The sequence below is a fragment of the Iodobacter fluviatilis genome, from assembly GCF_004194535.1.
GTDB classification, from domain to species: Bacteria; Pseudomonadota; Gammaproteobacteria; order Burkholderiales; family Chitinibacteraceae; genus Iodobacter; species Iodobacter fluviatilis_A.
This window is the reverse complement of sequence record NZ_CP025781.1, coordinates 805,292-820,366: the sequence shown is the minus strand read 5'-3', so window position 1 is coordinate 820,366 and position 15,075 is coordinate 805,292. Positions and strand designations below refer to the sequence as shown.

11 protein-coding genes and 7 tRNA genes are annotated in these 15,075 nt (G+C 46.9%); 6 read left to right on the top strand and 12 right to left on the bottom strand.

Annotated elements, in window-relative coordinates:
• Positions 1 to 20 precede the first annotated feature (20 nt).
• Positions 21 to 1,145: an HD-GYP domain-containing protein gene (locus tag C1H71_RS03510; protein WP_262488383.1), complete on the top strand. Its 1,125-nt coding sequence runs from the start codon at positions 21 to 23 to the stop codon at positions 1,143 to 1,145.
• A gap of 25 nt (positions 1,146 to 1,170) precedes the next feature.
• Here C1H71_RS03510 and C1H71_RS03505 read toward each other — a convergent pair whose 3' ends face one another.
• Positions 1,171 to 2,457 (bottom strand): leucine-rich repeat-containing protein kinase family protein, encoded by a 1,287-nt coding sequence (locus C1H71_RS03505; protein ID WP_130105332.1) that lies wholly within the window; start codon positions 2,455 to 2,457, stop codon positions 1,171 to 1,173.
• Positions 2,458 to 2,534: 77 nt separating this feature from the next.
• Entirely contained in the window at positions 2,535 to 3,467 is a 933-nt protein-coding gene (locus C1H71_RS03500; protein WP_130105331.1) for a LysR family transcriptional regulator, read from the bottom strand.
• A gap of 341 nt (positions 3,468 to 3,808) precedes the next feature.
• Between C1H71_RS03500 and metE the strand changes: the two genes are divergently transcribed.
• The 4 genes from metE to C1H71_RS03480 all read left to right on the top strand — a co-directional run bounded on the left by metE (position 3,809) and on the right by C1H71_RS03480 (position 8,338).
• Positions 3,809 to 6,151, top strand: coding sequence for a 5-methyltetrahydropteroyltriglutamate--homocysteine S-methyltransferase (gene metE / locus C1H71_RS03495; RefSeq protein ID WP_130105330.1), 2,343 nt, complete (start codon positions 3,809 to 3,811; stop codon positions 6,149 to 6,151).
• A 61-nt stretch (positions 6,152 to 6,212) separates the two neighbouring features.
• Positions 6,213 to 6,704, top strand: a complete 492-nt coding sequence (locus C1H71_RS03490) for a GAF domain-containing protein (RefSeq protein ID WP_223145976.1) — start codon at positions 6,213 to 6,215, stop codon at positions 6,702 to 6,704.
• A 71-nt stretch (positions 6,705 to 6,775) separates the two neighbouring features.
• Entirely contained in the window at positions 6,776 to 7,798 is a 1,023-nt protein-coding gene (locus tag C1H71_RS20565; protein ID WP_188053563.1) for an HNH endonuclease, read from the top strand.
• Between the two features lie 354 nt (positions 7,799 to 8,152).
• The gene (locus C1H71_RS03480) at positions 8,153 to 8,338 is read left to right on the top strand and encodes a hypothetical protein (protein WP_262488433.1); all 186 of its coding nucleotides are present in this window, start codon (positions 8,153 to 8,155) and stop codon (positions 8,336 to 8,338) included.
• A 333-nt stretch (positions 8,339 to 8,671) separates the two neighbouring features.
• On the opposite strand, the gene C1H71_RS03475 is transcribed toward C1H71_RS03480, so the two are convergent.
• The 10 genes from C1H71_RS03475 to C1H71_RS03430 form a co-directional block, all read right to left on the bottom strand.
• Complete coding sequence (locus C1H71_RS03475; protein ID WP_130105327.1) at positions 8,672 to 10,441, bottom strand: ABC transporter ATP-binding protein; 1,770 nt, start codon at positions 10,439 to 10,441, stop codon at positions 8,672 to 8,674.
• A gap of 307 nt (positions 10,442 to 10,748) precedes the next feature.
• Positions 10,749 to 11,534 (bottom strand): phospholipase domain-containing protein, encoded by a 786-nt coding sequence (locus C1H71_RS03470; RefSeq protein ID WP_130105326.1) that lies wholly within the window; start codon positions 11,532 to 11,534, stop codon positions 10,749 to 10,751.
• A gap of 260 nt (positions 11,535 to 11,794) precedes the next feature.
• Complete coding sequence (locus tag C1H71_RS03465; protein ID WP_130105325.1) at positions 11,795 to 12,943, bottom strand: PAS domain-containing protein; 1,149 nt, start codon at positions 12,941 to 12,943, stop codon at positions 11,795 to 11,797.
• 191 nt (positions 12,944 to 13,134) lie between these two features.
• Positions 13,135 to 13,210, bottom strand: a tRNA-Val gene (locus C1H71_RS03460).
• Positions 13,211 to 13,321: 111 nt separating this feature from the next.
• Positions 13,322 to 13,398, bottom strand: a tRNA-Asp gene (locus C1H71_RS03455).
• A gap of 42 nt (positions 13,399 to 13,440) precedes the next feature.
• Positions 13,441 to 13,516: transfer RNA gene (locus C1H71_RS03450), tRNA-Val, on the bottom strand.
• Between the two features lie 35 nt (positions 13,517 to 13,551).
• Positions 13,552 to 13,628 (bottom strand) — tRNA-Asp (locus C1H71_RS03445).
• Between the two features lie 42 nt (positions 13,629 to 13,670).
• Positions 13,671 to 13,746, bottom strand: a tRNA-Val gene (locus C1H71_RS03440).
• Between the two features lie 110 nt (positions 13,747 to 13,856).
• A tRNA-Asp gene (locus C1H71_RS03435) sits at positions 13,857 to 13,933 on the bottom strand.
• A 42-nt stretch (positions 13,934 to 13,975) separates the two neighbouring features.
• Positions 13,976 to 14,051 (bottom strand) — tRNA-Val (locus tag C1H71_RS03430).
• A 196-nt stretch (positions 14,052 to 14,247) separates the two neighbouring features.
• Here C1H71_RS03430 and C1H71_RS03425 point away from each other — a divergent pair.
• Entirely contained in the window at positions 14,248 to 15,066 is an 819-nt protein-coding gene (locus C1H71_RS03425) for a type II secretion system protein N (RefSeq protein ID WP_262488382.1), read from the top strand.
• The last annotated feature ends 9 nt before the right edge of the window (positions 15,067 to 15,075 follow it).

Sequence of the window (15,075 nt, the reverse complement as noted above, 5' to 3'; positions counted from 1 at the left end):
TGCTTAGTGAATAAGGGGTAATGATGGAACTATTACAATCGCAAGAAAATAGGTCAACCATTTTGGTGGTGGATGATACGCCAGATAATCTCATGTTACTTAATGGCTTATTACGTGATAAATATCGGGTGAAAGTAGCAAACCATGGTGAGGTTGCTTTGCGTTTGGTTTTGACGGAGCCTCGACCTGATCTCATTTTATTGGATGTAATGATGCCTGATATTAATGGCTATCAGGTTTGTCGAAAATTAAAAGCAGATAAAGAAACAGAAGATATTCCAGTTATTTTCCTTACCGCAAAAACGGCTATTGAGGATGAGGAGGAGGGTTTTTCTGTAGGTGGCGCAGATTATATTAGTAAGCCTATTATCCCGACTATTTTATTGGCTCGGGTGCAAACACAATTAGCATTAAAGGCTGCACAAGTTTTTTTAAAGAATCAAAATAAATATTTAGAGCATTTGGTGCAAGAACGCACTAGAGAATTAGCCCATTTACAGCAGGCTACTATTCTGGCGATGGCCTCATTAGCGGAAACACGAGATAACGAAACGGGTAAGCATCTACGACGTACGCAACATTTTGTGGCTTTACTGGCGTTGGAATTGGCAGATGATCCCAAGTTTAGTGCGGAGCTAACCCCTACCAATATTCAATGGCTGTATAAATCTGCGCCTATGCATGATATTGGCAAGGTGGGTGTACCTGATCATATTTTACTGAAGCCGGGTAAGTTAACGGATGAAGAATTCAATTTAATGAAAATGCATACCGTGTATGGCCGAGATGTCATTACTTCGGTAGAGAGTTATTTAGGGTCTAAAGAAGATAAATTTTTGCACTATGCACGTGAGATTGCATATAGCCATCAAGAAAAATGGGATGGCAGTGGCTATCCTCAGGGTTTAAAGGGGGAAGATATACCTTTATCTGCCCGATTAATGGCGGTTGCAGATGTTTATGATGCGTTGGTTTCTAAGCGGGTTTATAAGCCGCCTTTCTCGCACGCAGAAGCGATTGACTTAATTGTAAAAGGAAGAGGGTCACATTTTGATCCCGTAGTGGTAGATGCTTTATTAAGGATTCAAAAAACCTTTCCTGATATTAGAATATTGTTTGCAGATGAAGAGGTCGAGCATCATTAGAGTTGCTTGGCCCTCTATCATGATTTCAATGGTTTGAGAGAGTCGTTATTATTTGGTTTATTTCAGCAAATGTAGGCCTATTGTCTAGATTATTTTGTGCGCAGTTTGTTTGCAGATGTATTAGGCCATTGAGCATGGCCTGCGATCCTTCTGTACGGCTGACGAGCTCTTCTAAAAGGTATGCAAAAGCCTTTACTTCAATTTTCTGTAATCGCGAGTCTGTGTAAAAAGACGCCGCACCAAAATCCCCTAAAAGTGTTTCACCATCGGCCTTAAGTAAAATATTGTGCGCATATAAATCACCATGCAGGATTTGGGCGGCGTGTAAGTGCGCGGCGGCATCTGCAATGCTGCTTAATATGCGTAGCGTGCTGGCCAAGCTAAAGCGCTGATCTTTGTGGTAAATATCTCTTGTGCACGATTCTAAGCTGGGTGGGCCTGCTAGGTTGCTAAAGCCTGAGGCGATAAGTGGCATCAAGAGTGCTGGGGTTTGCTCAGGGTGATGCTTTACCTCTCCAATGGCACCAATCAGTGCTGGATGCTTACCGGCAGCTAGGGATGCAGCCATTTCGCATTGTGGTAGGCCATCGCTAGTCAGTGTGCCTTTAAATAGTTTTAGCGCCACATCTTGGATTGCTTCGTCTATTTGCCAACTGGCTTTGTAGATTAGGCCAGAAGCGCCTTCCCCCAATTGTTCGGCGATTTGCAGATCCTGCCAGTCAATAATTTGGCTGGATCGAACGGGAGGTGCTTTGCAAAATGGATTACCGGCAAATGCAAGCCATGCCAGTTTCGGCAGGGTAAACAGCCAATCTGGTAAAGCCTCAAGCTGGTTTGCGGCAATTCTGATGAGCTCTAAGTCTTGGCAAGCCGCGAGCTCTGCAGGCAATGATTGCAATTGATTACCTGCCAGCATCAGTTTTTGCAAGGAGAGGCATTGCCCTAGCTCGGCAGGTAACTGGCTGAGTTGGTTATCGGTCAGAATTAACCAACGTAAAGCTTGGGGGAGTGATGCAGCGCTGACGCTGCTGATTTGATTAGCTTTAAAGCCTACCATAGATAGCTGAGGGCAGCGCCCCAGTACTTCGGGTAGCTGTTGAAATTGATTATCTGAGCAAAAAATCACTTTTAAGCGGTGCAGCCGTGGCAAATCATCTGGCAGGGATGAGAGTAAATTACCCGATAAATTGAGGATTTCTAAAGAATCTGCCAGATGATAAATTTCTTCAGGAAATTCAGTGAGCCCACAAGATAAATCAAGCCGGGAAATACCCGCTAGCTCACCAGAGCGTAATTGGGAAAGAGTGTGCATGGGCTACAAACAGTAAGATAGGCCGCGATTATCCCATGTTTTTTGTAGAGGTACGGTATGCCGTGCCCCTACCGTGTTTATAACAGCGTTACGCCTGGCAGGCTGAGATGGCTGACTTCGCGCATAGTGCTAACAAAGTCACGCACAAAAGCAGTATCAGACTGGCCGTGGCTGATGGCGGCGTAAAGATCTGAGGTGAGTCCTTGTGCCGTGATGGGCCTAGCAACTACGTAACCGCGCTCTAGATAATGCTGTACGCTCCAGCTTGGTAGGGCAGCGATGCCACGGCGGCTGGCCACCAGCTGCAAAATTGCGGCGGTTAGCTCGGTGGTGCGGCGTTTGGGGTTAATGCCAGCAGGTTTGAGTACTTTTCTTAATATATCAAGCATTTCATCGGGAACAGGATAGCTAATCAGCGTTTCACTGGCAAAGTCTTCGGGGCTTAAATAGGCCTTGGCTGCTAAAGGGTGATCTTTGGCGATGAGGGCGATCATTTCATAGCTAAACAGCGGCTGATAGTTGATTCCTGTTTCATCAGCGGCTTCGGAAACAATCGCTAAATCAGCGCGGTCTTCAAACAAAAGCTGGACTGGGTCGGCATGAAAGCCAGACACGATATCTAGCTCTACCTCCGGCCAGTGGCCACGAAAGGTATCCATAGCAGGCATCAGCCAATCAAAACAGGTGTGGCACTCCACGGCAATGCGCAGCTGGCCAGCTTCACCTTCTCTAAGCTTGGCGATATCGCGCTCCGTCTGATCTATGCGTGGCAATACCTCTGCAGCCAGCAGGGCTAGTTTTTCTCCTGCTGGGGTGAGTCTGAGCGAGGCAGATTTAGTGCTTGATTTACGGATCAAAAGCGGTAGCGCGTAATGCTCTTCTAGTAACCTGATCTGATGCGAAAGCGCTGATTGCGTCAAATGCAGCCGCTCTGCAGCGCGGGTTAGGCTGCCTGATTCGCGAATGGCAAGTAGGGTTTTAAGGTGGCGAAGTTCGAGTAGTGATTGCATGGCGAATCTTTTAGTGGCGTTATCTATTAGTCAAAATACAAACCTTGGGCCGCTTCAAACTCATGAGGGCACAGCGCTTTATAAAGAAATTTTTTATCCTGAAGTTGTTCACTTTTGTTTTGAGTATTTTATAAGTTAAGTGTTTGTTTGGTTTTATTTTTTCTTTTACGCTCTGTGGTTTTAGGGCGCTCTGATATTTAAGGTTTAGCTTTCTTGCTTATTAAATTATAAGGCTTCAATCTATTGAGTGATATTCATCATCACTATGAAAATAATGAATTTGTATCATACCGATGCAGCAGGCATGATACAAATCATATTCATGACAAACAGAGATTGCGATGACTACTGCTCATATTACTGGCTTTCCGCGTATTGGCGCTCAGCGTGAACTAAAGTTCGCTGTAGAGCAGTTCTGGAAGGGTGAGATTGATGAAAGCGCGTTGGCGCAAACGGGTAACAGCTTGCGCCGCCAGCATTGGGAATGGCAAAAAGAAGCGGGTTTAGATTTTGTTGCAGTGGGCGATTTTGCCTGGTACGACCAGATGTTGAATGCTTCTGCGCTGCTGGGCGCGCTGCCTGCTCGTTTTGGCTTCGATGCTAAAAACCTGAGCTTAAAACAGTATTTTGAGCTGGCACGTGGCAATACGGCTCAGCCTGCTCAGGAAATGACAAAGTGGTTTGATACTAACTATCACTATCTAGTGCCCGAGTTGGATGAAAACAGTGATTTTGCCGGTGGTGTGGATTGGTTCTTCTATGAAATTGAAGAGGCTAGATCTCTGGGGCACACAGTAAAGCCGGTGCTGCCAGGCCCGCTGACTTTTCTTTACCTCGCTAAAGCAAAGTCAGATTCAAAAGAGCAAGCCGCTTTTGATAAGCTCAGCCTGCTACCTAAAGTTCTGCAAGCTTACAATCGTATATTAGAGCGCCTCGCCAAGCTGGGTGTGGAATGGCTGCAATTAGATGAGCCAATCTTAGGTTTAGATTTAGAACGTGAATGGCTGGCGGCATTTGAACCAGCGTACCGTAGCCTTGCCAATACTGGGCCAAAAATCTTACTGGCGACGTATTTTGAATCGGTTTCAACTCATGCCGCTTTATTGCGTGATCTGCCGGTAGCCGGTGTGCATCTTGATCTGGTGCGTGCGCCGCAACAGCTCGATGTTTTCGCTGCTAACTGGCCCAATAGCAAGGTCTTATCACTGGGTGTGGTAGATGGCCGTAATATCTGGGTCAGCGATTTATCCGCCATTCTGGCGCGTTTACAAGCGCATCGGGGCAGTAATATCTGGCTGTCTACATCATGCTCGCTGCTGCATGTGCCGGTGGATTTGGCACAGGAAATCAAGTTAGATGATGAGCTAAAAGGCTGGCTGGCCTTTGCTAAGCAAAAGCTGCAGGAAATCAGCGTATTAAAGCGCGCATTAAACGGCGCTGATGTGAGTGATGAGCTGGCAAAAAATGCAGCTAAAGTAGCCTCACGCAAAGCATCACCTCGAATTCATAACCCCGCCGTCAGTGCTCGTATTGCCTCGCTGAGCGATGCCGATGCGCGTCGTCATGCCATCTTTGCCACGCGTCAGGCCGAGCAAAGAGCGCGCTTTAATTTGCCGCCATTGCCAACCACCACGATTGGTTCGTTCCCACAAACGAAGGAAATTCGTGCTGCACGTGCCGCGTTTAAAAAAGGTACATTGGCGCAGGCTGAGTATATTAGCCAGATGCAAGCCGAGATTCGCCTTGCGGTGGGTAAGCAAGAAGCGCTTGGTATTGATGTGCTGGTACACGGCGAAGCCGAGCGCAACGATATGGTGGAATACTTTGGCGAGCAACTATCTGGCTTTGCCTTTACCCAGTTTGGCTGGGTGCAGAGTTATGGCAGCCGCTGCGTAAAACCGCCAGTATTATTTGGTGATGTCAGCCGCCCAACACCGATGACAGTAGAGTGGACTCAATACGCGCAAAGCCTTACGCAAAAACCTATGAAAGGCATGCTGACTGGCCCAGTGACTATTTTGCAATGGTCGTTTGTGCGCGACGATCAGCCGCGCTCGGTCACCACACAACAAATTGCGCTGGCGATTCGAGATGAAGTGGTGGATCTGGAAACCGCCGGCATTGGTATTATCCAAATTGATGAGCCGGCTTTTCGTGAAGGCCTGCCGCTTAAAAAGAGCGATTGGGCGGCTTATCTAGATTGGGCCGCAGCAGCGTTCCGCATCTCTGCATCAGGGGTAGCCAATCAAACGCAAATTCACACCCATATGTGTTATTCGGAATTCAACGATATTCTGCCAGCGATTGCCGCTATGGATGCTGACGTGATTACCATTGAAACCAGCCGCTCAGATATGGAACTGCTAACAGGCTTTGGTACCTTCAAATATCCAAACGAAGTCGGTCCTGGCGTGTATGACATTCACAGCCCGCGTATTCCGCCGGTAGAAGATATGTTGCGCTTGATTGCCAAGGCTGCCGAAGTGGTGCCCGTTGAGCAGCTATGGGTTAACCCAGATTGCGGTTTAAAAACCCGTAACTGGCCAGAAACCGAAGCGGCGCTGGCCAATATGTTGGAAGCCACCCGCCAAGCACGTCAGCATTTAAGTCAGTATGGACGTTTGCCTGAGTTTGCTGCACTTACCGCTAAACCATATGTTAATGGTAGTTGTGCTTGCAAATAGATTTCAATAGTATAATGGCACCTGTTATTTTCAGACAGGATTGTGTATGCAGGTGCCGGCTATGCCTTCAAACGAGGCCTTGCGCATAGAAACGCTGCGAGAGCTATTGATTTTAGATACTCCGCTTGAAGCACGTTTTGATAACCTTACTATTGCTGCAGCTGCCTTTTTTCGGGTGAAAATTGCGGTGGTCAGCTTGCTTGATAGTCATCGGCAGTGGTTTAAATCGAGCTGTGGGCTAAATGCTAAAGAAACCCATCGAGATATTTCTTTTTGCGGCCATGCTATTTTGCACAATGAGGTTTTTGTGATTGAAGATGCGCTGCAAGATGTACGTTTTTTTGATAATCCTTTGGTTACGGGCGAACCGCAAATTCGTTTTTATGCAGGTGCACCATTAATTGCCAGTAATGGCATGAATCTCGGCACGCTCTGCCTGATCGACCCTTACCCTCGAAAACTGCAGGATTTTGAAATAGAAATGCTGGTTGATATGGCAAAGCTGGTGGAGCAGGAGCTGGAAAGGCCGATGGCTAGGGCGGTGGTCGCTTAGGTTTTATTGTAGCTGTGGCTTGATCTTGTTTTTCTCAACTCTAAATTAGATTTTCTAAATAATGGATTGTCATGCGCTCAAAGTCTCGCAATCAATCCCTTCCTCAGTATGTACGCGATGCAACGAGTTACACCTTGGTACCAGGTGCGCATAGTACTAGCCGCGTTGGCACTTTGCGTGAAAAACGATGGCCAATAATAGAGAAATATAATAATCATCCTAGTGGTATTGCTCAGGCTAGGAAGGAATTAGATGTAACAAAAAAGCTCTTGTATAAGTTAGAGCAGGATGGTCAGTTGCAGTTTAATACCAAGCTAGTAAAAGGCATTGGGGCTGTAGATAGCACGCTTGAAGACTTAAAAGGTAATCAGCAGCATGGCAGGCCAGAGCGCGATCAAACCCAGGAGAAAGTAGAGGAGGAAAATAGTTTGTTTCCCTCCCTTTCAATTTTTCAAGACTTGGAACAAGAATACCTGTCGTGGATTAAGACAAATCCGAATGGATATGTTTTGAACACGGCTCGAAGTATTTCAAAAGGATATATGGTATTGCATCGTGCGAAGTGCGGAGCGATTGGCCAGTACCGAGCCAACATGGCTCCGGGTGCATTTACTGGGCAGCAATACATAAAGATTTGCTCTAATAATTCCGCAGAGCTATCAAATTGGATAACCCACAATGGTGGGACTGGTTTTACGAAATTGTGCTTAAAATGTAATCCAAGCATATCTGAGCGAATAACTGATGAAGTTAGCCAGCTACAAGCTGAGTTTTATGCAGAGATCCAGAAGTCAGCTCGATCAACTGTGGAAGAGCGACTTGCGCGCTTAAAGGTGGCAGCAAAGTTACCCCTAAGTGTTACTGTATCTGCAACAGTATTTCGTAGAAACCCAGACGTCGTTGCAGAGGTGCTGTTCAAGTCGGGTGGGAAATGTGGGAAATGCGGCAATAAAGCACCTTTCAATCGAGCTTCTGATGGGACCCCTTATCTTGAGGTTCACCACACAATTCCGCTATCAGAGGGGGGAGAAGATTCTGTTTCAAATGCAATTGCGCTCTGCCCAAATTGCCATAGGTATTCACATTATGGGTAGCTATATAGGTTAGGCTAGTTTTATCTTCTCGCCCCGTGTGTCCATAGGGGCTTTAGGTTTTTTGCAAACGCTGCTTATTGCCGCATTGCAGTCGCAACCCTATTCAGGGCATTCATATTGGCAATAGCAAAGGTTAAATCTGATATCTCTTGCCCATTAAAATATTTTTTTAACATTTAAAAATCAGCATTGGGCGCATGGGTGTTGGCGATTTGGCTGAGTGATACGGCACATTGCAATGCTTCTGGGTAAACGAGATGGCCTTGGCGGTGCATATGGCTAAAGAGGGCGTGGGGATTTTCCTGCCCGATCACCTTGTGCAGCGAGGAGCTGGCGAGCGGCGCTTTGAAGGAAGTGTTGCCTGAATGGCAGGCCGATTCCCGTGCTGTGTATGCGGTGTGGCCACAACAACGTTATCTGCCTGCCAGAGTACGTGAATTATTAGAGCATTTACTGGCTTTTGCTGAACAAGAGCCTTTGCTTAATGGGGCAGAGGGCTTAATCAATAAAATGAATATCTTGATTATGCCTCTTACTTAGGTCACCTTAATTTAGTAATTCGTATGGCATTAATTCGGACGGGCTGAGCGGTTTTAAATTTGGGAGCTCTTAGTCCACACATGCTGCATGCCTTATTCAAGGCAGACAACGCGCGTATGGGCGCTTCGCTGAGTAAGAGACCTAATCCGGGTTTATTTTTGTTATCTTCAGTGATCGAAGTATCAAAGCAGGCTGCTAGCTCGCTTAAATAGTGGGAAAGGGTACTGCATTAAGCCCCACCTCTCCACCTTGGCTATTAAATGCAGCATTCACCAGCGTGGGTGAAAGCGCCTCAACGCAGCGTTTACGTTGCCATATCGTCCATTGGATGGGTTAAACCAACTCTACGTTATTTTCCCTTAGTCCTGTTTGCAAGCGCCATAGCGCGGCGTAATTGCCTTCTTGCGCCAGCAATCCCTCGTGCGTGCCTGCTTCAACAATTTCGCCTTGCTCCATTACATAAATACAATGGGCATTGCGCACGGTAGATAGGCGGTGGGCAACGACTAAGGTGGTGCGGCCTTTGGCGATTTGATCTAAGGATTTTTGAATGGCGGCTTCAGTTTCGTTATCAACCGCGCTGGTGGCTTCATCCAGTACTAAAATCTTAGGATTTTTGTAAATGGCGCGTGCCAAAGCGAGGCGTTGGCGTTGCCCACCCGATAATTTTTGCCCGCGCTCGCCAATTTGCGTGTCGTAGCCTTGGGGTAAACGCTCGATAAATTCATGTGCTTCGGCGGCACGCGCTGCAGCCATCACGGCGGTGATATCCGCCGCTTGCTGGCCGTAGGCAATGTTTTGAGCAATGCTGGCATCGCTTAAAAACACATCTTGACCTACATAGCCAATAGCGCGGCGTAAATCCAGTAGGGCGATAGCTTTGCTTTCAATGCCATCAATCTTAATACTGCCTTGCTGGCTTTCATAAAAGCGCAGTAATAGCTTGAGTAGTGTGCTCTTGCCCGAGCCTGTTGCGCCAACAAAAGCCACGGTTTGCCCAGCGGCAATATGCAGGGAGATATCTTTTAGAATGGGCTGCTCGCCATAGCTAAAGCTGACGTGTTCAAAGCTGAGCGCGCCCTTGATCTGTCCTAATGGCTGGCCTTCATAATGGATATGTATAGGGGTATCGAGCAGATCCAATACCCGCTCAATGGCGGTCATGGAGCGTTGATAAAGATCGGCGATATCCGCAAGGCCAGTCAGTGGCCAGAGCAGGCGCTGAGTCAGAAACACCAATACTGAATAGCTACCTACGCCAATTTTGCCGTTCAGTGCTAAATAACCACCGTAAACCAGCGTGACCACAAAGCCGGATAAAATCGCCATGCGGATTATGGGAATAATCGCAGCAGAGAGTTGAATGGCGCTGCGGTTGCTTTGCCGATAATGATGGCTGGCGTCTGCGATATGGCGGGCTTCAAAGTCTTCGGCAGTAAAGGCTTTAATGGTGGCAACGCCAAGTAAATTATTATTGAGCCTGCCAGAAATCACCCCAGCGGCTTCACGCACCGTGGCGTAGCGGGGGGCAATGCGGTGTTGGAACCAAAATGTGCCAAGTAAAATCAGTGGCACAGGGGCAAGGGCGATGAGGGCGAGCTGCGGCGCAATATAAAAAAACACCGCACTTACCATCACCGTGGAGCAAAGCACCTGAATAATGCTATTCGCCCCGCCATTTAAAAAGCGCTCCATTTGATTGATATCGTCATTTAAAATCGCCATCAGCTTGCCAGTACTTTTGTTTTCAAAGTAAGACAATGGCAGCTTTTGCACATGGCGATAGGCGTCTAAACGTAGGTCATGCTGTAAATTTTGGGCAAGATTGCGCCAACGGATTTGGTATAGATATTCAAATAAAGATTCACCGCCCCACACTAGCGCGGTAATAACGCCAAGGTAGAGTAATTGGTGAAAGCTATCGCTAACCCCTAGTTTGGCTAAAAAAGAGGCCTCGCGGTTGACTACCACGTCTACGGCAACGCCAATCAATACCTCAGGAAGGATGTCAAAAAACTTATTAATAATCGAGAATAAACTCGCTAAATAAGCATCACGGCGATAAACCCCCGCGTATTGAAATAACCGTCGAAGTGATGACATGGCTTAAGCCCTGTGTAAATAGATGGCTAATGCTAAATCAATACCAATCAGCTGTGTGTAAAGGATTGTTAGGCTTTAGCCTAGCAGCCTAGCAGCCTGTCGGACTTAAGCGATCGTAGCGAGGGGAAGACCGGTTTGAGACAGATTTCGCGGGTTTTTGAGGCGAATAGCTGGCTATTCAACGAGAAAATGCGTGAAATATGGCCAAATCCGGCTTTCCCGTAGTAGATCAGTCTTAAGTCCGACAGGCTGCTAGATATTTTACTGGGGGTGGGGCGATGTTTTTTAAGGTGCTTACAACCTAAGATTAGCGACTGAATTTTTTTCTTGGTTTGGTCGTTGTTCCAGCATTACTTGGGTCGCTAATTGAATCTTGGCCAGTTTCTACTCGGCCAGTAAAGCGCCGTACAAAACCATGGTTATCGCTTACGCTAAAGTCGTACCAATGATAGCTCTCAAATAAGCTCCATTCATGTACTACCGTTTGACCAGCCGCAATTTTCAGTTGCCAAGGCCCATCGTTACGATAGTCATTGGCGTGAATCGTTAAGCTCGCTTCCTTTTTGCCCGTATTTTGTAATTGTAAATAAATTTCACCGCTTGCCGCTGCGTAATGAATATGCGTTTCTACCTTACATTCTGAATGCGCATGTCCCTGAAAATGCCGATGGAAGCCATTTGGCCCTAGTACCCATAAGTCATAGCGGCCTTGATATTGGCGGTAATAGCCCATTGAAAATTGCGTTTTATATTTAGGCCATTCACTCATTTTTCCACCCGCCCATGCTGAGTGCGCATCGGGCATGGTATGTGGGGAGCTGGGGACGCGCTGAGCGCTAGTGAGCTGAGTGTTTAAATGATAGGGCGGAATAATCTTAGCGTTGGCATCTTTTTGATTCCAGACTAATTGATTGCCTTGAATAGGAATCGCTAGTTTATCGCCAAAGCCGCGAACGCCATGCAGGCTGCCAAAATAATGATCAAAGCTGCGATTTTCCTGCATCAAGATAACGATGTGTTGTACATCATTAATTGTGCCAGTTGGGCTATGAGCAGGGATTGCCAGTGCTTTAGTAATGCAGGCTGGAATCATGGCTAGAGCGGCACTACTGCCTGCTGTTTTTGCCGATAGGCTTAAAATTAATTAATGTCATGGTAAAACGGCGGCATAAGAAGTGACTGGCGCGGTGGATATGATGAGTTCTGCCCCAATTGGGGACGTTTCATGCTGCAAATGAGCAGTAACTGATGTTACTCAGCTTAGAGGCTTTAGTGTTTGGGGAGACTTATATCATATCGACAGGTGTCGAAGGCACTGCTGCTGCGCAACATCCGTCAGTAAGACAGCGTTGCTTATTTAAAGATAAGCAGCTGATTAGAGCTACTGGCGATATTAATGATTTGGTAGCTGCTAGGGTCTGCACTTGCATCAATCAAACTATCTAGTGTTTTACCTGTGAGAGTGCTTTGATTAAATAATTCTTCTGCACCCTTGTTTGCAAAAGTAATTAAGCCTTTTTCGATCAAGAAAAAGCGTACAGGTAGGGCATCTGCTACATCACGGACTAAACGTTGGAAATGCTCCATCGCAGCTTCGGTGCTTTTTAGGTGAGAAATATCCATCGCAATGGATAAAATATAAGTGTTTTCGTCTCGCACAATAGGTAGCTTGGTAATATCAAACCAATGCAATTGATTATCTGGCATAACCCATGAATCAAGATGGCGTATGGTTTCGCCATTTTCTAGCACGTCTTGATCGCCCATTGTAAATGGCTGTGGCGAGTCCACTAAACCCATATGCGATTGCACTAATAATTCATGCCCCAACTGTGTTTGGGTAGCGCGGTTTACTAATAAGAAGCGGCCATGCTTATCTCGCACAAAAATTAAATTAGGGCTGGAGTCAATAATTTGATGCACAAACAATTGCTGATTTAGTAGTGCTTGCTCGGTGTCTTTCACATGAGTGATGTCACGAATCATCGCCAAGCATTCACGGGATGATTGTGGCAGTAAGCGTGCTTCAAAATAACGTTTAACTTGATCGCTGCCACTTAATTGATATTCAAATGCCTGGGTGCACTGCGTGCTTTGTACAGAAATCAGGGCTTCTAGATACTGACGTGAGATGCGTGCCGGAAAGAGTACGGATATTTTTTTGTTTTCTTCCGTAGCCAAAGGATGAATATCGGCAAAAACGTTATTTAATGGGCAGACGCTGCGGCTGGCAAAGTTAATCTTCCAGATCAGATCGGGCAAACAATAGGCAACATCGTCTAGCGCGCCGGTTTCTGTATTTGGATTATTAGGAGTGGCTTTATGCCTTTTGCGTAAGGCAAGGGCAATCGCGCAAGCAGCGATCCATGCGTTAAGCAGATAGGCGGCTGGGCTTAGCTGTTCAGCTAAGATCAATAAGAGCAAAGCCACTGCGCCTGCAGCAAGTGCAAGAGAAATCATGCGTGTTGATATGCGCGAGGCCATGGCAAGGGGAGAGTTCATATATGGTGACCACCTTGCTAAGAGGCTGCCAGTTTAGCGGTTGCATCTCTTCTTTGCGATGCCTGAAGCCGAAAAAACAAAAAAATAGTGGTTGTGCAACAACAAATAGATGAGTGGTATGGGGATTTAGTCGACGTTGCAGAACGTTTTTTGGATTTTTGATACAGAGGATTGAAATAAAGCAGGAGGGGTGGTGGGTGATGACGGGGTCGAACCGCCGACATTCTGCGTGTAAGGCAGACGCTCTACCAACTGAGCTAATCACCCATCTGTAAAACTTTAGTACGCTTAACAAGAGACCAAACGTACAAGGAGACAACTCTAGCAACTGAGCTAATCACCCTTCGGTGAAACATTTAAAACAAACCAGTTATGAGTTGGCGGAGCGGACGGGACTCGAACCCGCGACCCCCGGCGTGACAGGCCGGTATTCTAACCAACTGAACTACCACTCCTCAGTTGCATAACTAATCTTACTACACACTTATTCGACTAAGTGGTGGGTGATGACGGGGTCGAACCGCCGACATTCTGCGTGTAAGGCAGACGCTCTACCAACTGAGCTAATCACCCATCTGTAAAAATTTCAAAACAAACCAGTTATGAGTTGGCGGAGCGGACGGGACTCGAACCCGCGACCCCCGGCGTGACAGGCCGGTATTCTAACCAACTGAACTACCACTCCTCAGTTGCATAACTAATCTTACTACACACTTATTCGACTAAGTGGTGGGTGATGACGGGGTCGAACCGCCGACATTCTGCGTGTAAGGCAGACGCTCTACCAACTGAGCTAATCACCCATCTGTGAAGCTTTAGTACGCTGAACAAGAGATCAAACGTACAAGGAAACGCTCTAGCAACTGAGCTAATCACCCTTCGGTTAAACATTTAAAACAAACCAGTTATGAGTTGGCGGAGCGGACGGGACTCGAACCCGCGACCCCCGGCGTGACAGGCCGGTATTCTAACCAACTGAACTACCACTCCTCAGTTGCATAACTAATTTTACTACACACTTATTCGACTAAGTGGTGGGTGATGACGGGGTCGAACCGCCGACATTCTGCGTGTAAGGCAGACGCTCTACCAACTGAGCTAATCACCCGCTTCACAACAAATCTTTAGCTACCGAATAGCGGCCCTGCTTACTGAGCTACTTACCCTGTCTCGAAAGAGGTGCGCATTAGATCACGGCCTAAAAAACGTGTCAACACCTTTTGATTGAAATATCTATGCGGTAGTCAGTTAGGGGGCTTTGAGGTATAAATAAGCTTCCCATTTGTGCAAAGTGCCTTGTCTTCGTGAAAGCTTTCAGACTGTCTCATCTCACTACTCTTATAACAAAAGTACAGCCAGTCTTACTTTGCGTATTGTTATGGCTCTTGGCTGGACTATTTTGGCGTGTTTTTGAGCCTAGCCCTCGAGCTTTACGCTTGATTCTTCCTTTGGAAATATCTGCTCAGCGTGCGCAGGATTTTTCTGCTGCGCAAGATTGGTTTGGCAGTGATACTAGCCAAGCCACTATCGTTTCAACGCTACAAGCGCAGCTTTTAGCCGTTATTGCAGGGCAAAAAGGCTATGGGGCGGCGATTTTTACTGGGTTAGAGGCCAGCGCCGTGGCTGCGCAAGTTGGGCAAACCCTGCAGGGTAATATCAAACTGATTGAAATTGCTGCTGACCATGTGGTGTTGGATGATAACGGCCGCCGACAAACCTTGATGCTTGAGGGGTATAACAGCTTGCCTGTGCTTGCTAGCGTTGCTTTACTCCCTGCCGTTTCTACAAGTAATCTGCCTGCTGCGGCTGTGGCGGCTCAAGCCACGCTGTCGCGCGGGCAATTAGCGGGAGCGATGCAAGGCGCTAATGTGGCGGATTGGGCCAAAGGCCTGTCTACTTACCGCGAAGGCGGGATCCAAATTGATAATATTGCTGCACAGCCGTTTTCTAGGTTGTTGCAATTACAAAACGGCGATGTGATTAAAACGATTAATGGCCAAGCTTTGGCTCAAGTCGCCGATGTTTCTCTGATTTACACTGTTTTTAGTCAGCAGCCCCAAGTGTTGCTCGTTGTGCTTCGCAACGGCAGCTCGGTCAATTTGCAATATCTTATTCAGCCTTGAGTTGTTAAA